This window comes from Frigoribacterium sp. Leaf186 (assembly GCF_001423905.1).
Taxonomy (GTDB): Bacteria; Actinomycetota; Actinomycetes; order Actinomycetales; family Microbacteriaceae; genus Frigoribacterium.
Genome location: NZ_LMPQ01000001.1, coordinates 528,094 through 546,156, shown reverse-complemented (window position 1 = coordinate 546,156; position 18,063 = coordinate 528,094). Strand labels below are relative to the sequence as shown.

The window sequence follows — 18,063 nt, the reverse complement described above, 5'->3', positions numbered from 1 at the left end:
AGACGATTGACCGGATGTCGATCCGCGCGCCGGGTCGACGACGCGCCAGCGTCGGCGGGCCGGTCTGATGGATGACCCATCCAGCCGGACAGCATCCTCGAAGACGATTGACCGGATGTCGATCCGCGCGCCGGGTCGACACCATGATGCTCGGGGCGATCGGCGCAGCGCGCCGTTCGCCCCGAGCGTCTCCCGTCCTGCGACCCGAGGGGGTAAGGTGGAACCCGTAAGAACGTGCATCGGTACTCGAGCGCGCGCTCCACGATCCGCACTCGTGCGGGTCGTCGCCCAGAACGGACGTCTCGTGGTCGACCCGACCGCGACCCTTCCCGGGCGGGGCGCGTGGTTGACGCCGTCGATCGACGCGTTCGAGTCGGCAGTGAAGCGCAGGGCTTTCCGCCGTGCACTCCGCCTCGACTCCGAACCCGACGTGGACGAGCTCCGCGCCTACCTCACGCGGATCGTCCCGCCACGACCCATCGCCACGACAGAACAGGCTGAACGGCACATGGACAACTAATGAGCAATCACTAATGAGCGGCTCGAAATGAGACCCGTCCAGAACTGAAGGCTCTTCCCGTCTCGGGGAGGGCCCGAGACAGGAGAACTGTGGCTAAACCACGCGTACACGAGATCGCCAGCGAGCTGGGGATCGACAGCAAGACCGCACTAGAGAAGCTCAAAGAGATGGGCGAGTTCGTCAAGGGCCCGTCGTCCAGCGTCGAGCCTCCCGTCGCGCGGAAGCTCCGTCAGGCCTTCGCCGGCGCCGCCAAGCCCGCCGCGTCACCCGCAGCGAAGGCTCCGTCGGCCGGCACCGCCGCGCAGCCCGCGACCTCCGCGCCCAAGCCCGGTGGCCCGCGTCCCGCGGCTCCCAAGCCCCCCGTCGCCGAGCCCGCGCCGGCCCCCGTGGCCGACGTCGAGCCCGACGTCGACGCCGCCCCCGCACCCGTCGCGCCCCTGACGGTCGCCGAGCGCCAGGCCCAGGCCGAGGCGCAGCGCGCCGCCGCGGCCGCCGCGGCGAAAGAGGGCGCGTCGGCTCCGGCCGACGACGCCGCCAAGCCCGGTGCCGCCGGACCGAAGCCCGGTGGTCCACGCCCCGGTGCCCCGCGTCCCGGCAACAACCCCTTCGCCAGCAACCAGGGCATGGGTCGTCCGAGCGCGCCCCGTCCCGGTGGTTCGGGTGCGGCCAGCAGCATGCCCCGTCCCGGCGGCGCCGCGGGCCCGCGCCCGCAGGCCCCGCGTCCCGGTGCTCCCCGTCCGGGCGCGCCGCGCCCCGGCGTCGGTGCCGGTCCCCGCCCCAACGGCTTCGGTCAGCGTCCCGCCGGTGGCGGCGCCGCTCGTCCCGGTGGTGCCGGTGGCGGATTCCAGCGTCCCGGTGCCGGTGCTCCTGGTGCGGCCGGTGGCTTCCGCCCCGGCTTCAGCGGTCCTCGCCCCTCCGGTGGTGGCGGCCGTGGCCGTGGTCCCGGCGGCGGTACCGCCGGTGCGTTCGGTCGCGGTGGCGGCAAGAGCAAGGCACGCAAGTCGAAGCGGACGAAGAGGGCCGAGTTCGAGATGCGGTCGGCCCCGTCGCTGGGTGGCGTCAGCGTCCCCCGTGGCGACGGCAACACGATCGTCCGCCTGCGTCGTGGCGCGTCCATCAGCGACTTCGCCGACAAGATCGACGCCAGCCCCGGCAACCTGGTGACCGTGCTCTTCCACCTCGGTGAGATGGCGACGGCGACGGAGTCCCTCGACGACGCCACCTTCCAGGTGCTCGGCGAAGAACTCGGCTACAACATCCAGGTCGTCTCGCCCGAGGACGAAGACAAAGAGCTCCTCGAGGGCTTCGACATCGATCTCGAGCAAGAACTCGAGGACGAGGACGAGTCCGTCCTGCAGGTCCGTCCTCCGGTCGTCACGGTCATGGGCCACGTCGACCACGGAAAGACCCGACTGCTCGACGCGATCCGCAACGCGAACGTGGTCGCCGGCGAAGCCGGTGGCATCACGCAGCACATCGGTGCCTACCAGGTGTGGGCTCCGCACGAGGGCGTCGAGCGCGCCATCACCTTCATCGACACCCCCGGTCACGAGGCGTTCACCGCCATGCGTGCCCGTGGTGCCCAGGTGACCGACATCGCGATCCTCGTGGTGGCGGCGGACGACGGCATCATGCCGCAGACGGTCGAGGCGTTGAACCACGCCCAGGCCGCCGGCGTGCCGATCGTCGTCGCGGTCAACAAGATCGACAAAGAGGGTGCGAACCCGGCCAAGGTGCGCCAGCAGCTCACCGAGTACGGCCTCGTCGCGGAAGAGTACGGCGGAGACGTCATGTTCGTCGACGTGTCGGCTCGCGACAACAAGAACATCGACGCGTTGCTCGAGGCCGTGTTGCTCACGGCCGACGCCGGGCTCGACCTGCGGGCGAACCCCGACAAGAGCGCCCGTGGTGTCGCGATCGAGGCCCGTCTCGACAAGGGTCGCGGTGCCGTCGCCACGGTGCTGATCCAGTCGGGCACCCTGCACGTCGGTGACGCCATCGTCGCCGGCACGGCCTACGGCCGCGTCCGAGCGATGGTCGACGAGAACGGTGACGCGGTCGAGGTGGCCTACCCGAGCCGTCCGGTGCTGGTGCAGGGTCTGTCGAGCGTCCCCCGCGCCGGCGACACCTTCCTCGTCACCGAGGAGGACCGCACCGCTCGTCAGATCGCCGAGAAGCGCGAGGCCGTCGAGCGCAACGCCTCGCTGGCCAAGGCCCGCAAGCGCATCTCGCTCGAGGACTTCACCCGTGCACTCGAAGAGGGCAAGGTCGAAGCGCTCAACCTCATCATCAAGGGCGACGTCTCGGGTGCCGTCGAGGCCCTCGAAGAGTCGTTGCTCAAGATCGAGGTGGACGACAGCGTGCAGCTGCGCATCATCCACCGCGGCGTGGGTGCGGTCACCGAGAGCGACGTCAACCTGGCGACGGTCGACAACGCGATCATCATCGGGTTCAACGTCCGTCCCGACACGAAGGCGCGCGAACGCGCGGCTCGTGAAGGCGTCGACATCCGCTTCTACTCGGTCATCTACGCGGCCCTCGAAGACATCGAGAACTCGCTCACGGGCATGCTCAAGCCCGAGTTTGAGGAGAAGCAGTCCGGTGTCGCCGAGATCCGCGAGATCTTCCGCTCGTCGAAGGTCGGCAACATCGCCGGTGTCATCGTCCGGTCCGGCACGATCACGCGCAACGCGCGTGCCCGGGTCATCCGCGAGGGCGTCGTGGTCGGCGACAACCTGGCGATCGACTCGCTGCGTCGCTTCAAGGACGACGTCACCGAGGTGCGGACGGACTTCGAGGCCGGCATCGGCCTCGGCAAGTTCAACGACATCCAGATCGGCGACGAGATCGAGACCATCGAGATGGTCGAGAAGCCGCGGGGCTGACCCCGGCGTCATCGCAGCACACGAGGCCCCGCTCCGACTACGGTCGGGGCGGGGCCTCACCCCTCTCGCCACGACGGCGAGCAGCACGAACAGGAGTGAACAATGGTTGACGCGCAACGCGCCCGCAAGATGGCCGACCGCATCCACGAGATCGTCGCCCGACGCCTCGAACGCGGCATCAAGGACCCTCGTCTCGGGTTCGTGACGATCACCGACGTCAAGGTGACCGGCGACCTGCAGCACGCCTCGATCTTCTACACGGTGTACGGCACCGACGACGAGCGACGCGACACCGGCGCGGCCCTCAAGTCGGCCACCGGCATGCTGCGGAGCGAGGTCGGCAAGAACATCACGGCCCGGCTCACCCCGAGCCTCGAGTTCATCCTCGACGCGCTCCCCGAGAACGCGGCATCGATCGACCGCCTGCTGCAAGAGGCTCGTCAGCGCGACCACGAGAGCCAGACCATGGCGTCGTCGGCCGAGTACGCGGGCGATGCCGACCCGTACGTCAAGCCCCGTGACCTCGACGCGGACGACGACCTCGACGACGACGACCTCGACGACGAAGGCCGAGTCGGCCAGCTCGAGGACGACCTGACCCTCGACGACGAGCTCGGCGCCCCGGCCGCGAGTGCGGACGACACGACCGAGCCCGACGGCTCGACCCGCTAGGCGCTCCGCCCGGCTCGATGCCGCACGGCCCGCGTCAGTCGGGCAGTCGATAGCCCTCGTCGGGCGACCCGGTGACCAGACCGTCCCGGATCAACCCGGCGAGGGCTCTCTCGCGTTGCACGTCGTCCGCCCAGACGCGCGCCACCTCGGCCGCGGTGACGGGCACGTCGCTCGCCCGCAGCTCGGCCATGATCAGGCCACGCACCTGGCGGTCCGACCCCTCGAACCGGGCCTGGGTCCGGAGGCGCGGGCCGGTGTGCGCAGGACGGCCTGCCAGCACCCACGCACACTGCGCGACCAGCGGGCACGCGTCGCACGACGGTGACCGCGCCGTGCAGACCAGCGCACCCAACTCCATGACGCCGGCGTTGGTGACCCGCGCCTCCTCGTCGTCGTCGGGCAGCTGGGACTCCATCAGGGGCAGGTCCCGTGAGGCCTTGGGGGCCCACGGCTCGGCGAGCCCCTCGACGGCACGCGCGAGGACGCGACGGACGTTGGTGTCGACGACCGGGTGGCGGTGGCCGTAGGCGAAGACGGCCACCGCTCGGGAGGTGTAGTCGCCGATGCCGGGCAGGGCCAGCAGCGAGGGGACGTCGTCGGGCACGACGCCGCCGTGCCGTTCGGTGATGGCGACGGCCGCGGCGTGCAGGGCGAGGGCGCGTCGCGGGTACCCGAGGCGGTCCCAGGCCCGTACCGCCTCGGACGCCGGCGACGAGGCGAGGTCGCTCGGCGTGGGCCAGCGCTCGAGCCACCGTTCGAGGCGCGGCACGACCCGGGCCACGGGCGTCTGCTGCAGCATGATCTCGCTGACGAGGGTGCCCCAGGCCGTGAAGCCGGGGCGTCGCCACGGCAGGTCTCGACCGTTCTCGCGGAACCAGGCGTTCACGGCGGGGGAGATGCTCACCGTCCGAGCCTACGGCGCGTCGACGCCGTGCCCGACGCCCTGCCCGGCGTCGTGACGGCGGTCTGGCGTACGGTGTCGGCATGACCACCCGATGGGCCCCTGCCAAGAAAGACACGCTGCGCGAGCTGGCGACCGAGATCGTCCACAACTACGGTCGCGGTCGCGTCCTCGTCGCGATCGACAGCGACGGAGGCGCGGGTGCCGCCGGTCTCGCCGACGACCTCGTCGAGGCCTTCCGCGAGCAGGGCCACGCGGCGTTCCGTGCCTCGCTCGAGGGCTTCGAGAAGCGGCCCGACGGGGCACCCCGCGACTCGGCCCCGGTCCTCGACGAGAGCCTGTTCCGGCGCGTGCTGGTCGAGCCGTTCCGGCTCGGCGGCAGCACGGGCTGGGTCGACCGGGCGTGGGACGCCGACGCCGACCGGGCCGTCGAGTCAGCCTGGGTCACCGGCCCGGCCGACGCCGTCCTGCTCGTCGACGGCACCGACCTGGCGCGTCCCGGGCTGGCCGGGCTCTGGCACTACCGCGTGTGGGTGACGGCCGACGACTCGCGCCTCGACGCGCGGGCGAAGGCGTCGGCCGTCGTCGACAACTCCGACGCCGACCACCCGCGCCGACGCTTCGACGACGCGTGCTGAGCGCGTCCCCGGCGTCGTCGCGTCCCGGCTGCGCTACCGTCGTCTGGTGAACAGCGGCATCCTCCTCGTCGACAAGCCGCAGGGCATCACCAGCCACGACGTCGTCTCGCGGGTGCGCAAGGCTGCCGGCACGCGCAAGGTCGGCCACGCCGGCACCCTCGACCCACTCGCCACGGGGCTGCTCGTGCTCGGCCTGAACTCGTCGACGCGCCTCCTGACCTTCCTCGTCGGCCTCGACAAGGGCTACGACGCGACCATCCGGCTGGGCGTCTCGACGACCAGCGACGACAGCGACGGCGAGGTCGTGTCGACGACCTCGGCGGCCGGCGTCTCCGACGAGGCGGTCGACGCGGGCGTCCGGCGACTCACCGGTGCCATCAGCCAGGTGCCGACCACGGTCAGCGCCATCAAGGTCGACGGCCGTCGTGCCTACGACCTCGCCCGGGCCGGGGTGGACGTCGAGCTGAAGGCCCGAGACGTGACCGTCTCCGAGTTCACCGTGCTCGACCGACGTGAGGCCGTCGTCGACGGGGTCGCCGTCCGTGACCTCGACGTGCGCGTCTCGTGCTCGTCGGGCACCTACGTCCGGGCGCTCGCCCGCGACCTCGGGGCCGGCCTCGGCGTCGGCGGGCACCTCACCGCGCTGCGACGGACGCGGGTGGGGCCGTTCGACGTGACCCGCGCCTCCGTCCTCGAGGGCATCGACGTCGCCCCGGCGCTGCTGCCGCCGGTCGACGTGGCCCGGACGCTCTTCCCCGCGTGGACGATGACGGCCGCCGAGGCCGTCGACCTGGGGCACGGCAAGCGGGTCGCCGTCGAGCTCGCCGACACCGCGGGGCCGGTCGCCGCCGTGACCCCGTCGGGGCTGCTCGCCGGGCTCGTCTCGGTCCGGGGCGGCGCGGCCAAGCCCATCGTGAACTTCCCGACCGACGAGGTGCAGGCATGATCGAGTGGTTCACCTGGGTGCAGGTCGTCGTGGCCGTCGTGGCCGGTCTCGTCTGCGTGGTCGCCTGCTTCGCGAAGCGTCAGCCCGACGACGTCACCGTCGGCACCGGTGCCGTCGTCCTGGTGCTGTTGCTCGCCCAGCTCGTGGTCGCCATCGCCGCGCCCTTCGTCGGCAACGCCCCCACGGGCAACCTCGTCGAGTTCTACATCTACCTCGTCTCGGCCATCCTGCTGCCGCCGCTCGCCACGGTCTGGGCGCTCGTCGACCGCACGCGCTGGAGCAACCTCGTGCTGGCGACGTCGTCGTTCGCCGTCGCCGTGATGGTCTACCGGATGTTCCAGATCTGGACCGTCCAGGGCCTCTGACGCACCCGGTCGGCGGCGGGCCCGGCGGAGTCCTATCCTTGACGAGATGGTCACTCAGAAGTCAACGCGCGCGGTCGGCCTCGGCCGGGTCCTCATCGCCGTGTACGCCCTCCTCGCCCTTGCCGCCACCGGTCGGTCGGTCTTCCAGATCTCGACGCAGTTCGGCGACGCGCCCCTGGCCTACACCCTGAGTGCGTTGTCGGCCGTGGTCTACATCGTCGCCACGGTCGCCCTCATCGGCCGCGGTCAGGGCTGGTACGCGGTGGCCTGGGCAACCATCAGCTTCGAACTCGCGGGCGTCCTGATCATCGGCCTCGTCACCGTTCTCGACCCCGAGCTGTTCCCGCACGACACCGTCTGGTCGTTCTTCGGCCGGGGTTACGGCTTCGTGCCGCTCGTGCTGCCGGTGCTCGGCATCCTGTGGCTGCGGCGACAGGGACGCCTCACCGCGGCGGGCCGGGGCGAGGTGGCCGCCGGCGAGACCGCGACCGACGCGGGCACGACGAGGTAGCGCCCGTGCAGTTCTACGACCGGGTGGGCGACGTGCCGCCCGACTTCGGCCCGAGCGCCGTCACCATCGGCAAGTTCGACGGGGTCCACGTCGGGCACCGCGCCGTCATCGACATGCTCGAAGGGGTCGCCCGCGACGAGGGGCTCGTCTCGACCGTCGTCACCTTCGACCGGCACCCGCTCGCGGTGCTGCGACCGGACTCGGTGCCGGCCGCCCTGGTCAGCAACCGGCAGAAGCGCGAACTGCTCGATGCGGCCGGGGTGGCGGCCACCCTGATGCTCACCTTCGACGCCGAGCTGCGGGCGCTCACCCCCGACGAGTTCGTCGACCGCATCCTGGTCGGGGCCCTGCACGCGCGCGTGGTCTTCGTCGGCGACGACTTCCGGTTCGGCGTCCGCGGCAGCGGCACGGTCGACACGCTCCGCGACCTCGGCGCCTCACGGGGGTTCCGGGTGGTCTCGATCGACGACGTGCGCCCGAGCGGAGGACGTCGGGCGTCCTCGACCTGGATCCGCGAGCTGATGGACGCCGGCGACGTCCGCGAGGCCGGGGTGCTGCTCGGCCGCGAGCCGTCGGTGCGCGGCATCGTGGTGCACGGCGAGCAGCGTGGTCGCGAACTGGGGTTCCCGACGGCGAACCTGGCCCCGCACAGCGAGGGCTTCGTCCCGGCCGACGGCGTCTACGCCGCGCGCGTGCTGGTGGGTGACACGCGGTACCCGGCGGCCGTCTCGGTGGGCAACAACCCGACCTTCGAGGGGGTGCCGGCCAAACAGGTCGAGGCGCACCTGCTCGACGTCTCGATCGACCTCTACGGCCGCGAGGTCACCGTCGACTTCGTGGACTGGGTGCGGGGCAACGTGCGCTTCGACGGGCTCGACGCGCTGATCGCGCACATCAGGGCGGACGTCGTCCGCACCCGCGAGATCCTGGGCCTGCCGGCCGCCTGAGCGGGGGTGGGGCGCCCAGTCGGTCTCGACGGCGTCGCCGGTGCCCGACGGGGCCGCCTCGAGGAGGCGCGGGTCGCGTCGTGGACGCGCCGCGCCTCCTCGGGTCGTCAGTACGACGTCGCGTCGTCGCCCGCGCCCGAGGCGCGGCCGGTCTCGAGGCGGTGCGCCAGGTCGGCGAGGATGGTGCCGCTGGCGCTCGTGCCGAAGCGCGTGACGCCGAGGTCGAGCATCTCGAGGACCGTGTCGAGGCCGCGGACGCCGCCGGACGCCTTGACCTGGACGGCGTCCGAGACGGCGTCGCGCATCAGGCGGAGGTGGGGGAGCGTGGCGCCGCCGCCCGCGAAGCCGGTCGAGGTCTTGACGAAGGCGGCGCCGGCGCGTTCTGCGGCCTTCGAGCCGGCGACGATCTGCTCGTCGTCGAGGTACGCCGTCTCGAGGATGACCTTGACGAGGGTGTCGCCCGCGGCCTCGACGACGCCGCGCACGTCGGCCTCGACCTCGTCGGTCATGCCGCTGCGCAGCCAGCCGACGTTGACGACCATGTCGAGCTCGGCGGCGCCGTCGGCGATCGCCTGGCGCGACTCGGCGGCCTTGGCGACGGTCGAGGTCGTGCCGTGGGGGAACCCGATCACCGTGCCGACGAGCACGCCGGTGCCCTCGAGGTGCTCGACGGAGTGCGCGACGTCGGAGGGACGGACGCACACGCTGAAGACGTGGTTGGCCGCGGCGTCGTCGAGGGCGGCGTCGACCTCGGCCCGCGTGAGTTCGGGCTTGAGGATCGCGTGGTCGATCATGCCGGCGACGGCGGAGACGGTGGGGAGCTGCTGGGTAGTCATGATGGGGTCCAGCGTAGCTTGGGCCCATGTCAGCGAACACTCCCGACGACCTGCCGCCGAGCACCTCCGTCACGAGCGACACCGACCACGCCGTGGCCTCTCGCCGGGTGCTCGTGACCGGGGCCACCGGGTACATCGGTGGTCGGCTCACGCCGCGCCTCGTCGCCGCGGGGGCCGACGTCCGCGTGCTGGTCCGGTCTCCCGAGAAGCTGCGCGACGTGCCGTGGTCCGGTGACGTCGAGGTCGTGCAGGGCGACCTGACCGACCCCGCGACGGTCCGCCCCGCGATGGAGGGCGTCGACGTCGTCTACTACCTCGCCCACGCGATGGGCGGCAAGGGCGACTTCGGTCGCGCCGAGGCCGACGCGGCCCACACCGTCGCCGACGCCGCGCGCGAGGCGGGCGTGCGTCGCATCGTCTACCTCGGCGGGTTGCACCCCGAGGGCGAGCTGTCGAAGCACCTCCAGTCGCGCAAGGACGTCGGCGACGTGCTGCTCGCGAGCGGCGTGCCGACCGTGGCCCTGCAGGCCGGCGTGGTGATCGGCTCGGGCAGCGCCTCGTTCGAGATGGTGCGCCACCTCACCGACGTGCTGCCCTACATGCCCGCGCCGAAGTGGGTCCGCAACTTCATCCAGCCCATCGCCGTGCGCGACGTGTTGCACTACCTGCTGGGTGCCGCCGACGTGCCCGACGACGTCAACCGCACCTTCGACATCGGCGGACCGGACGTGCTGCGCTACGGCCAGATGATGAACGGCTACGCCCTCGAGGCCGGCCTCAAGCAGCGGCCGATCGCCTCGCTGCCCGTCTTCACGCCCTGGCTGGCCTCTCAGTGGGTCAACCTCGTGACCCCCGTGCCGCGGGCCCTCGCGGTGCCGATCATCGCGTCGCTGCAGTACGACTGCGTCGTGCACGAGCACGACATCGACGCCGTCGTGCCGCCGCCCGCCGAGGGGCTGCTGCCGTACCGACGCGCCGTGCGCCTCGCCCTTCAGAAGGAGCAGGACGGCGACGTCGAGACCAGCTGGCAGGACTCTTCGGTCTCGGGCGCCCCGAGCGACCTGCTGCCGAGCGACCCCGACTGGTCCGGCCACACGGTCTACACCGACGACCGGCAGACCGACACGAGCGCGCCTCCCGCCGAGCTCTGGAAGGTCCTCGAGGGCATCGGCGGCGAGAACGGCTGGTACTCGTTCCCGCTGGCCTGGTCCGCCCGCGGCTGGATGGACCGGCTCGTCGGGGGAGTCGGCCTCCGTCGCGGCCGTCGCAGTGCGACGAGCCTCCGCGTCGGCGACGCGCTCGACTGGTGGCGCGTCGAGAAGCTCGAGCGCGGCCACCTGCTGCGGCTGCGCGCCGAGATGAAGGTCCCGGGAGGCGCGTGGCTCGAACTGACGGTCGACCCGCGTCCCGGGGGCGGCTCGCACTACCGCCAGCGCGCCGTGTTCTTCCCGCAGGGGCTCGGCGGACGGCTGTACTGGTTCGCGATCCTGCCGTTCCACGGCGTGATCTTCTCGGGCATGCTGCGGCGCATCACCGCGACCGCCGAGCGGGAGGCCGCCCGGGCCGGGGCGCGGGGTGGCGCCGACGCGCGCTCGGCCGGGGCCGGGGCCTCCGCCGGGGCCGGGTCGACGACCGACGCGACGGCCGCGACGTGAGCGACCCGCGCCTCCTCGTCCTGTCGGCGACGTCGACGCCGCTCTACCCGGCGGGCGACGGGGCCATGTCGCCCGTGCCGCTCTGGCTCGGCGTGCTGTTCGGCGTGCTCGTGGTCGTGTCGTCGTTCGTCGTGCTGCTGCCGCGGGTGCGACGGGCCCTCGACCGGGTGTGGTCGAAGCGTCCGCGCCGCTACCGGCAGTGAGCCCTCGCGTGCCGGTTCGTCGCTTCCCAGCGGGTGATGGCACGATGGACGCACTTCAGCAGACCACCAGGAGGTCGTGATGACACATCGAGAGACCGTCGCGTTCGTCGGCGACAGCTTGACCGAGAGCGGCGACTGGGCGGCCTGGCTGCCCGACGAGCAGGTCGTCAACCTGGGCGTGGGCGGCGACACGGTCGCCGGCCTCACCGAGAGGCTCCACGACGTCGTGGACGCGAACCCCGACTCGGTGGTGCTGATGATCGGCACCAACGACTTCACCGCCCGCCGGTCGGTCGAGCAGGTCGTCCGCGGCATCGAGAACCTCATGGTCGCCATGCGCCGAGAACTGCCGGGCACCCGGCTGCTGCTGCAGTCGATCGCCCCGAGGGGGGCCGAGTTCGCCCCGCGCCTGAAGGACGCCAACCGGCACCTGCGGCAGTTCTCGTCGACGGTCCGGGCGCAGTGGCTCGACCTGTGGCCGGCCCTGACCGACGACTCGGGCGACGCGCTCCGCCCCGAGTTCGCGGCCGACCACGTGCACCTGACCGAGGCCGGGTACGAGGCGTGGCTCTCCGAGCTGCGTCCCGCCCTCGAGCGCCTCCGCGACGAGCCGCCGATGAGTCGCCCGATCAGCGTGCTCGACGTCGCCTACGACATCGAGTAGGCGGTGCCCACCCCCACCGCCCCCGCGTTCACCCGTCCGGCCCTGGCGCCCGGGCTGCTCGCGGCCATCGCCCTGCTCGCCGGGACGGCGTTGCTCGACTCCGACGTGTTCACCGTGTTCCGGTACGTGGTGTCGATCTTCGCGTTGATCGTGCTCGTCTTCGCCTACCGCGGCAAGGCGTGGTGGGCGCTGCCCCTGCTCGCCGCCGTGGCCGTGCTCTGGAACCCGGTGTTCGTCGTGCCCGTCCAGGCAGAGCTCTGGCAGGGGCTGCAGTTCGTCGCGGCCGCCCTGATGATCGCCGTCGGGGTGCTCGTCAAGGTGCCGACCGACGGGTCGACCGGCGGCTCGACCACATCCCGGGGCGTGCCCTCGCGCGGTCGTCGTTGAGCCCGAGGGGGCTCGTGCTCGGCACGGGTCCCGCGACCCCGTAAAATGCCGAGGGTGCGCCCGCCCGCCCGAGGCCCGCACGGAAGGTTGAGTCTGCATGGCCCCCGAGATCCCCGGTACGTCAGCGATGGTCGGCACGTCCGAGAGCCCGTTGCTGACCCCTCGTCACCGAGCCGGTGGTCTCGACCGAGAGGACGTCGTCGTCCGCAAGGGCCAGTTCACGTTGCTCAACGGTCACCTCACGCCCCAGCAGTCGATGATCGAAGACCTCTTGTACATCCGGCGCGTCCTCGACGCGGCCCAGGTGCCGTTCCTGCTGGTGCGGGGCAACGACGTCCGTCCCGTGATCGCCGTCGACACGGTGCACCGTGAGCGCTTCACGGCGGCCATGGTCGCGGCCTCGGCGAGCGAGCCGTTCTACGCCAAGCCGCGCAAGGGTCAGGCCTCGCTCGTCGTCGAGGGGGGTCTCGAGGTCGAGAACGAACGGGTCTTCCGCGTCTACCGGCCGCGCGTCGAGCCCATCGGCCGCCTCCGGTACGGAGCCGGCACCGCCGTCCAGGTCGAGTTCTGGATCGTCACCGACGACGAGATCCTCGCCCCGACCGAGAACGCGCTGATGCGGACCGAGCTGCCCCGTGCCGAGGCCGTCGAAGAGACGGTCGAACGGTACGGCATCGAGTGGCCCACCCTCGAGCACATGTTCGACGACCACGCCACCGACATCACCTTCGACATCGACATCGTCTTCTCGTGGGTCGACGGCAACTCCATCGAGTACCAGCGTGCCCGGGCCGCACAGGCCAAGCGTCACGTGGTCGGCGAGGGCGACGACTCGACGGCCCGGTTCCGTCAGATCGACGAGCTCAAGTACGCCCTGCGGTCGGTCTACATGTTCGCCCCGTGGGTCCGCAACATCTACATCGCGACCGACTCGCCCGTGCCCGAGTGGCTGGGAGAGCACCCCCGCGTGCGCGTGGTGCGCAGCGAGGAGTTCTTCAGCGACCTCTCGATGCTGCCGACGCACAACTCGCAGGCCGTCGAGGCGCAGCTGCACCACATCGAGGGGCTCAGCGAGCACTTCCTGTACTCGAACGACGACATGTTCTTCGGGCGGCCGGTCGCGCCGAGCATGTTCTTCTCGCCCGGGTCGGTCACGAAGTTCATCGAGGCCGACACGCGCATCGGGCTCGGGCACAACAACATCGACCGCAGCGGGTTCGAGAACGCCGCGCGGGTCAACCGACGCCTGCTGCAGCAGCGCTTCGGGCGCGTCCTCACCCGCCACCTCGAGCACACCGCCGCCCCGTTGCGTCGGAGCGTCATGTTCGAGATGGAGCACGAGTTCGCTGACGAGTTCGCCGCCACGGCCGGCAGCCCCTTCCGCGCGAAGGAGAACATCTCGGTCACGAACTCGCTGTACCACTACTACTCGCTCATGACCGGCCGGGCGATCGTGCAGGAGAACGCGAAGGTCAGCTACGTCGACACGACGATGGTCGCGGGCCTGGCGTCGTTGTCCGAGGTGCTGAAGAAGCGGTCGTTCGACTTCTTCTGCCTCAACGACGGCAGCTTCCCCGAGGTCACCGACGAAGAACGGACCGCCACGGTCACGGACTTCCTCGAGCGGTACTACCCGTTCGCCGCCCCGTGGGAGAAGGACGAGATGGAACGCGTCGCCCTCGAGAACGCTGAACAGGACCGCCGTTCGCTCGGAGCCGAGGCCGCCCAGGCCGGGTCGGCGGACGAGGTCGCCGGTTCGTCGGTGCGCAGTGTCGAGGGCTCGGACTGAGCCCTCGCCTCAGCGCGTAGGGGTGCCGAAGCGGGCCGCCTGCTCGCCGGAGAGGGCGGCGTCGAGTCGCCTGAGCATGCCGTCGCTCATCGGCGGCAACTCGTCGAGGCGGAACCAGCGGGCCTCGGTGTTCTCGCCGTCGGCGGGGGAGGGCTCGCCCGAGACGTAGCCCATGACGAAGGTGTGGTCGAGGTACTGCGCGCGGTCGCCGTTCGGGTAGACCACCTCGCGGGTCACCCCGATCGAGGCGAGACGCTCGGCGACGACCTGCAGGTCGGCCTCTTCGAGGGTCTCGCGGACGGCGGCGTCGGACGGGTCCTCGCCTGGGTCGACGATGCCGGTCACCGGCGTCCAGGCACCCGTGTCGGCTCTCCGGACCAGCAGGACCTCGTCACCGCGGACGACCACCGCCGTGACGCCGGCCAGCCAGAGGGGGGCCGTGCCGATCTTCTCGCGCAGCGTCAGGACGAAATCGGGGGTGGCCATGTCAGCACCCTACCGAGGCGCGGCCGTAGGCTGACCTGATGCGAGCGCCCTGGACCCTTCACGGCTCGGACGTGCGGCGCATCTCCGACATGGCGGGCGAGGCGGTGTTGCTCGCGGGTGGCGGGCGGGCCATCCTGCTGCAGCTCGCGAACCCCGGGGTCGGGCACGGCGTCGCCGAGCACAGCGACTTCGTCGAACGGCCGCTGTCGCGCCTCCACGGCACCATGACGTACCTCTACGCCATCGTGTTCGGCACGCCCGCCGAGGTGGCCCACGTGCGGCGCGTCGTGGGCCGCGCCCACCGGCCGGTGCACGACGGCCGGACCTCGTCGGTGCGGTACGACGCGTTCGACCCCGAACTGCAGCTCTGGGTGGCGGCGACGCTCTACGACTCAGCCGTCCAGCTGTTCGAACGGGTGCACGGAGCGATCGACCCGGCGCACGCCGAGGCGGTCTACCAGGACTACGCGCTCGTCGGCGCCTCGCTGCAGATGCCGCGCGAGCTGTGGCCGGCCGACCTCGCGTCGTTCCGCCGCTACTGGGACGACGCCGTGGCCGGTCTGGTGGTCGACGACGTGACGCGCCGGGTCGCGCACGAGCTGCTGCACCCGACGACGGGCCCGTGGTGGTTGCGACTCGTCATGCCGCTCGCCCGGCTGGTGACCGCAGGGTCGTTGCCGTCGAGCGTCCGCGACGACTTCGGGCTGCCGTGGTCGCCGTCGTCACACCGTCGGTACGACAGCGTGATGCGGGTGACGGCGGCGGTCGTCCCGCGCCTGCCACCGCGCCTCCGTCACGTGCTGCGCGACACGTACCTTCGCCGGCTGCGGGACGCCATGGCGGCCGAGGCCCGCACGCCCGCTCGCGGCTGACCCCGTCCGCCTCGCCCCGCCCCCGTCGCCGTGTCGCGTTCGGCCAGCGCCGACGGCAATTCCTGGCTCCTGCCGCGGACGGTGGACGTCCGTGGGTCGTGAGCACGTGTCGTGCGTCACCAGCCAGGAGTTGCCCGCGGTGGAGGCGAGCCCCGACGACGTCGAGACCGGCCCGGCGGTCGGGACAGCCCGGCCGCGCGTGTCAGAGCGTGTCGATCGGCCCCGTGAGCGCGAGGTCGCGGGGCACGACGGGCACGGGCGCCGTGTCGGTCGCCCGGTGCCGCGGCGCGGCCGGGGCGATGCGCACCCCGGCGACGGCGAGCCGTTCGGCCACGACGTCGGCCGGCACGTGTTCGCCGACGGTGTCGTAGGTGCCGATCGGGACGACCGAGTGCACCACGGTGCCCTCGTAGACGTGGACCAGGTTGAACGCCTGGGCGCCGTCCCGGCCACGGGTGCCGCCACCGGCGACGTTGAGGTCCTGCGTGTAGCAGGTGGCCGACGCGACCGAGACGGGAACGCCCGCGAAGGTGGCGTTGGTCGAGTAGTGCAGGTGCCCGGCGATGATCGAGCGGACGTCGCTGCCCTCGACGACCTCGGCCAGTGCAGCCTGGTCGCGCAGCTCGACGAGGGTCGACAGGTCTTGCACGCTCGGCACCGGCGGGTGGTGCATGGCGATGATCGTGCCGTCGGGGGCGTCGGTCGAGAGCTCTTCGGCCAACCAGTCGAGCTGGTCGCCCGAGAGGCGGCCGAAGTGGTGGCCCGGGACGCTCGTGTCGAGCGTGATGACCCGCAGGCCGTTCACGTCGTAGACGAGGTCGACCGGTCGCTGCGAGGGCAGCTGCCCGAAGAGCTCGGAGCGGAAGGCGCCCCGCTCGTCGTGGTTGCCCATCGCCCAGATGACCTGGGCGCCGAGCCGCTCGGCCACGGGCTCGATGAGTGCGCGCAGCTTGCGGTACGCCTCGGGCTCGCCCTTGTCGGCGAGGTCGCCGGTGAAGACGATGGCCTCGGGCCGACCGGCGGAGGCCTCGATCTCGTCCATGATCTGACGCAGTCGGGCCTCGCTGTCGACCGCGCCGTAGAGGTCGCGGTCGCCGCCGACGAGGTGCGTGTCGCTGAGGTGCAGGATGAAGTGGTTCGGCCTGGGGTGTTCGGCCGTCCGGAGATCCATGGTTCTCTCATTCGATTTCGCCGACGCGGGCCTCGGGGTGAGACCCTCGTAGTTGATTCGGCACCAGTCCATCATCCGGATGCCATGAAGGTGGTGAACGTGGGCGCGCGTTTCGGTGAACGATCGACGAACGGACCGCGTCCACGATCGACGAAGGTAGCTCAGCTCATGGGACGACGCGACCCCCAGGAGGCGGGGGTCGCGTCGTCGGGACCGCTGGCGGGTCGAGCCGTCAGGGCTTGAGGACGACCTTGATGCAGCCGTCCTCCTTGTTCTTGAAGACGTCGTACATGGCGGCGGCCTCGGAGAGCGGCACCGGGTGGGTGACGAGGTCCTCGGTGCCCAGCGGGTCGGCCGGGTCCTCGACGAGGGGCATCAGCGTGTCCATCCACTTCTGGACGTTGCACTGGCCCATCTTGAGGGTGATCTGCTTGTCGAACAGGGTCAGGAAGGGCGTCGGGTCGGCCGTGCCGCCGTACACGCCGCTGAGCGAGACGGTGCCGCCGCGGCGGACGATCTCGAAGGCAAGGTGCATGGCGCCGAGGCTGTCGATGCCGGCCTTCTGCATCACGGCCTGACCGATCGAGTCGGGCAGGGCGGCCGCGAACTTCTGCACGAGGCCGATGCCGGCGTGCTCGTGGGCCTCCATGCCCACGGCGTCGACGACCGAGTCGGGGCCGCGGTCGTCGGTCATGCCCTTGACGATGCTCGCGACGTCTTTCGTGAGGTCGAGGGTCTCGACCCCGTGGCGCTCGGCCATGGCACGGCGTTCGGGCACCGGGTCGATGCCGATGACGCGGTAACCGCGGTACCTGCCGATGCGCGACGCGAACTGGCCGACCGGGCCGAGGCCCAGCACGACGAGGGTGCCGCCCTCGGGCACCTGCGCGTACTCGACGCCCTGCCACGCCGTGGGCAGGATGTCGCTGAGGAAGAGGTAGCGCTCGTCCGGCAGGTCGGCGCCGACCTTCACGAGGTTGTCGTCGGCGCGGGCGATGCGCAGCTGCTCGGCCTGACCGCCGGGCACCTGGCCGTACAGCTTGCTGAAGCCGTACAGGGTCGCGCCCGAGTCGTACTCGGTGACCTGGGTGGTCTCGCACTGCGAGAACAGCCCCCGGTCGCACATGAAGCAGTGGCCGCAGGCGATGACGAACGGGACGACGACGCGGTCGCCGACCTGGATGCGGCTGACGTCGGACCCGACCTGGGTGACGACGCCCATGGTCTCGTGGCCGAGCACGTCGCCCTTGTCGAGGAACGCGCCGAGCGCGTCGTAGAGGTGCAGGTCGCTGCCGCAGATCGCCGCCGAGGTGACCTTGATGACCGCGTCGGTGGGGTCGATGATCGTGGGGTCGGGGACGTCCTCGACCGAGACGTTGGTGACGGACTGGTAGGTGAGTGCCTTCATCCGTCCCGTCTACGCGTCCGCACGCCGCGCCTCCTGAACGAGGGGTACAGCGTGCACGGAAAAGCCTCGGGGCGGCCGGGCGGGTGCCCGACCGCCCCGAGGCGGATGCTGCGTGTCGTCGTCGACTAGGCGACGGCCGTCTCGGCGGCGACGATGTTGACGACCTTGCGGCCGCCCTTGGCGCCGAACTGGACCGAGCCGGGGGCG

19 protein-coding genes are annotated in these 18,063 nt (G+C 71.5%); 14 read left to right on the top strand and 5 right to left on the bottom strand.

All coding sequences use genetic code 11. The features are described 5' to 3' along the window. The first annotated feature begins 67 nt into the window (after positions 1–67). The 3 genes from ASG05_RS02525 (at position 68) to rbfA (ending at position 4,077) form a co-directional block, all read left to right on the top strand. Positions 68–520 (top strand): YlxR family protein, encoded by a 453-nt coding sequence (locus tag ASG05_RS02525; protein WP_369814027.1) that lies wholly within the window; start codon positions 68–70, stop codon positions 518–520. 89 nt (positions 521–609) lie between these two features. Further along, positions 610–3,405, top strand: a complete 2,796-nt coding sequence (gene infB, locus ASG05_RS02520) for a translation initiation factor IF-2 (RefSeq protein ID WP_056256948.1) — start codon at positions 610–612, stop codon at positions 3,403–3,405. 102 nt (positions 3,406–3,507) lie between these two features. Beyond that, positions 3,508–4,077, top strand: a complete 570-nt coding sequence (gene rbfA / locus ASG05_RS02515) for a 30S ribosome-binding factor RbfA (RefSeq protein ID WP_082486237.1) — start codon at positions 3,508–3,510, stop codon at positions 4,075–4,077. A gap of 34 nt (positions 4,078–4,111) precedes the next feature. Here the strand turns inward: rbfA and ASG05_RS02510 are convergent, their stop codons facing one another. Continuing rightward, positions 4,112–4,981: an A/G-specific adenine glycosylase gene (locus ASG05_RS02510; protein ID WP_056256945.1), complete on the bottom strand. Its 870-nt coding sequence runs from the start codon at positions 4,979–4,981 to the stop codon at positions 4,112–4,114. A gap of 80 nt (positions 4,982–5,061) precedes the next feature. Between ASG05_RS02510 and ASG05_RS02505 the strand changes: the two genes are divergently transcribed. The 5 genes from ASG05_RS02505 to ASG05_RS02485 are packed head-to-tail and all read left to right on the top strand — an operon-like array spanning position 5,062 to position 8,385. Continuing rightward, entirely contained in the window at positions 5,062–5,616 is a 555-nt protein-coding gene (locus tag ASG05_RS02505; protein ID WP_056256943.1) for a hypothetical protein, read from the top strand. 43 nt (positions 5,617–5,659) lie between these two features. After that, positions 5,660–6,562, top strand: a complete 903-nt coding sequence (truB, locus tag ASG05_RS02500) for a tRNA pseudouridine(55) synthase TruB (protein WP_082486235.1) — start codon at positions 5,660–5,662, stop codon at positions 6,560–6,562. Continuing rightward, a complete protein-coding gene (locus ASG05_RS02495) occupies positions 6,559–6,927 on the top strand; it encodes a hypothetical protein (RefSeq protein ID WP_056256935.1) in 369 nt (122 codons plus the stop codon). Before truB ends, ASG05_RS02495 begins: the two co-directional genes overlap by 4 nt. Positions 6,928–6,973: 46 nt before the next feature. Beyond that, a complete protein-coding gene (locus ASG05_RS02490; RefSeq protein ID WP_056256931.1) occupies positions 6,974–7,438 on the top strand; it encodes a hypothetical protein in 465 nt (154 codons plus the stop codon). Between the two features lie 5 nt (positions 7,439–7,443). After that, positions 7,444–8,385 carry a bifunctional riboflavin kinase/FAD synthetase gene (locus ASG05_RS02485; RefSeq protein WP_056256928.1) on the top strand — a complete coding sequence of 314 codons (942 nt, stop codon included), beginning with the start codon at positions 7,444–7,446 and terminating at the stop codon, positions 8,383–8,385. A gap of 107 nt (positions 8,386–8,492) precedes the next feature. On the opposite strand, the gene deoC is transcribed toward ASG05_RS02485, so the two are convergent. Beyond that, on the bottom strand, positions 8,493–9,221 hold the full coding sequence (gene deoC / locus ASG05_RS02480) for a deoxyribose-phosphate aldolase (protein WP_056256925.1): 729 nt from the start codon (positions 9,219–9,221) through the stop codon (positions 8,493–8,495). A gap of 26 nt (positions 9,222–9,247) precedes the next feature. Here deoC and ASG05_RS02475 point away from each other — a divergent pair, with 26 nt between their 5' ends. The 5 genes from ASG05_RS02475 to ASG05_RS02455 all read left to right on the top strand — a co-directional run bounded on the left by ASG05_RS02475 (position 9,248) and on the right by ASG05_RS02455 (position 13,919). Next, positions 9,248–10,876 (top strand): SDR family oxidoreductase, encoded by a 1,629-nt coding sequence (locus tag ASG05_RS02475; RefSeq protein WP_082486234.1) that lies wholly within the window; start codon positions 9,248–9,250, stop codon positions 10,874–10,876. Further along, positions 10,873–11,079 (top strand): hypothetical protein, encoded by a 207-nt coding sequence (locus ASG05_RS02470; RefSeq protein WP_056256922.1) that lies wholly within the window; start codon positions 10,873–10,875, stop codon positions 11,077–11,079. Before ASG05_RS02475 ends, ASG05_RS02470 begins: the two co-directional genes overlap by 4 nt. Positions 11,080–11,158: 79 nt before the next feature. Continuing rightward, entirely contained in the window at positions 11,159–11,743 is a 585-nt protein-coding gene (locus ASG05_RS02465; RefSeq protein WP_056256920.1) for a GDSL-type esterase/lipase family protein, read from the top strand. A 3-nt stretch (positions 11,744–11,746) separates the two neighbouring features. Then, the gene (locus ASG05_RS02460; RefSeq protein ID WP_235491360.1) at positions 11,747–12,130 is read left to right on the top strand and encodes a DUF6804 family protein; all 384 of its coding nucleotides are present in this window, start codon (positions 11,747–11,749) and stop codon (positions 12,128–12,130) included. A gap of 127 nt (positions 12,131–12,257) precedes the next feature. Then, positions 12,258–13,919, top strand: a complete 1,662-nt coding sequence (locus ASG05_RS02455; protein WP_235491402.1) for a stealth conserved region 3 domain-containing protein — start codon at positions 12,258–12,260, stop codon at positions 13,917–13,919. A gap of 9 nt (positions 13,920–13,928) precedes the next feature. On the opposite strand, the gene ASG05_RS02450 is transcribed toward ASG05_RS02455, so the two are convergent. After that, positions 13,929–14,405, bottom strand: coding sequence for an NUDIX domain-containing protein (locus ASG05_RS02450; protein ID WP_056256917.1), 477 nt, complete (start codon positions 14,403–14,405; stop codon positions 13,929–13,931). A gap of 38 nt (positions 14,406–14,443) precedes the next feature. Here ASG05_RS02450 and ASG05_RS02445 point away from each other — a divergent pair, with 38 nt between their 5' ends. Continuing rightward, on the top strand, positions 14,444–15,277 hold the full coding sequence (locus ASG05_RS02445; RefSeq protein ID WP_056256915.1) for an oxygenase MpaB family protein: 834 nt from the start codon (positions 14,444–14,446) through the stop codon (positions 15,275–15,277). Positions 15,278–15,479: 202 nt separating this feature from the next. Here the strand turns inward: ASG05_RS02445 and ASG05_RS02440 are convergent, their stop codons facing one another. Together ASG05_RS02440 and ASG05_RS02435 are read right to left on the bottom strand one after the other, a co-directional pair. Further along, positions 15,480–16,448: a phosphodiesterase gene (locus tag ASG05_RS02440; RefSeq protein WP_056256914.1), complete on the bottom strand. Its 969-nt coding sequence runs from the start codon at positions 16,446–16,448 to the stop codon at positions 15,480–15,482. Positions 16,449–16,680: 232 nt separating this feature from the next. Beyond that, the gene (locus ASG05_RS02435) at positions 16,681–17,856 is read right to left on the bottom strand and encodes an alcohol dehydrogenase catalytic domain-containing protein (protein WP_056256911.1); all 1,176 of its coding nucleotides are present in this window, start codon (positions 17,854–17,856) and stop codon (positions 16,681–16,683) included. Between the last annotated feature and the right edge of the window lie 207 nt (positions 17,857–18,063).

Excerpts from the sequence above, each read along its gene's own strand:
- ASG05_RS02525 (WP_369814027.1), top strand. The coding sequence starts at position 68 with ATGGATGACCCATCCAGCCGGACAGCATCCTCGAAGACGATTGACCGG.
- rbfA (WP_082486237.1), top strand. The coding sequence starts at position 3,508 with ATGGTTGACGCGCAACGCGCCCGCAAGATGGCCGACCGCATCCACGAG.
- ASG05_RS02505 (WP_056256943.1), top strand. The coding sequence starts at position 5,062 with ATGACCACCCGATGGGCCCCTGCCAAGAAAGACACGCTGCGCGAGCTG.
- ASG05_RS02495 (WP_056256935.1), top strand. The coding sequence starts at position 6,559 with ATGATCGAGTGGTTCACCTGGGTGCAGGTCGTCGTGGCCGTCGTGGCC.
- ASG05_RS02490 (WP_056256931.1), top strand. The coding sequence starts at position 6,974 with ATGGTCACTCAGAAGTCAACGCGCGCGGTCGGCCTCGGCCGGGTCCTC.
- deoC (WP_056256925.1), bottom strand. The coding sequence starts at position 9,221 with ATGACTACCCAGCAGCTCCCCACCGTCTCCGCCGTCGCCGGCATGATC.
- ASG05_RS02475 (WP_082486234.1), top strand. The coding sequence starts at position 9,248 with ATGTCAGCGAACACTCCCGACGACCTGCCGCCGAGCACCTCCGTCACG.
- ASG05_RS02465 (WP_056256920.1), top strand. The coding sequence starts at position 11,159 with ATGACACATCGAGAGACCGTCGCGTTCGTCGGCGACAGCTTGACCGAG.
- ASG05_RS02455 (WP_235491402.1), top strand. The coding sequence starts at position 12,258 with ATGGTCGGCACGTCCGAGAGCCCGTTGCTGACCCCTCGTCACCGAGCC.
- ASG05_RS02450 (WP_056256917.1), bottom strand. The coding sequence starts at position 14,405 with ATGGCCACCCCCGATTTCGTCCTGACGCTGCGCGAGAAGATCGGCACG.
- ASG05_RS02445 (WP_056256915.1), top strand. The coding sequence starts at position 14,444 with ATGCGAGCGCCCTGGACCCTTCACGGCTCGGACGTGCGGCGCATCTCC.
- ASG05_RS02440 (WP_056256914.1), bottom strand. The coding sequence starts at position 16,448 with ATGGATCTCCGGACGGCCGAACACCCCAGGCCGAACCACTTCATCCTG.
- ASG05_RS02435 (WP_056256911.1), bottom strand. The coding sequence starts at position 17,856 with ATGAAGGCACTCACCTACCAGTCCGTCACCAACGTCTCGGTCGAGGAC.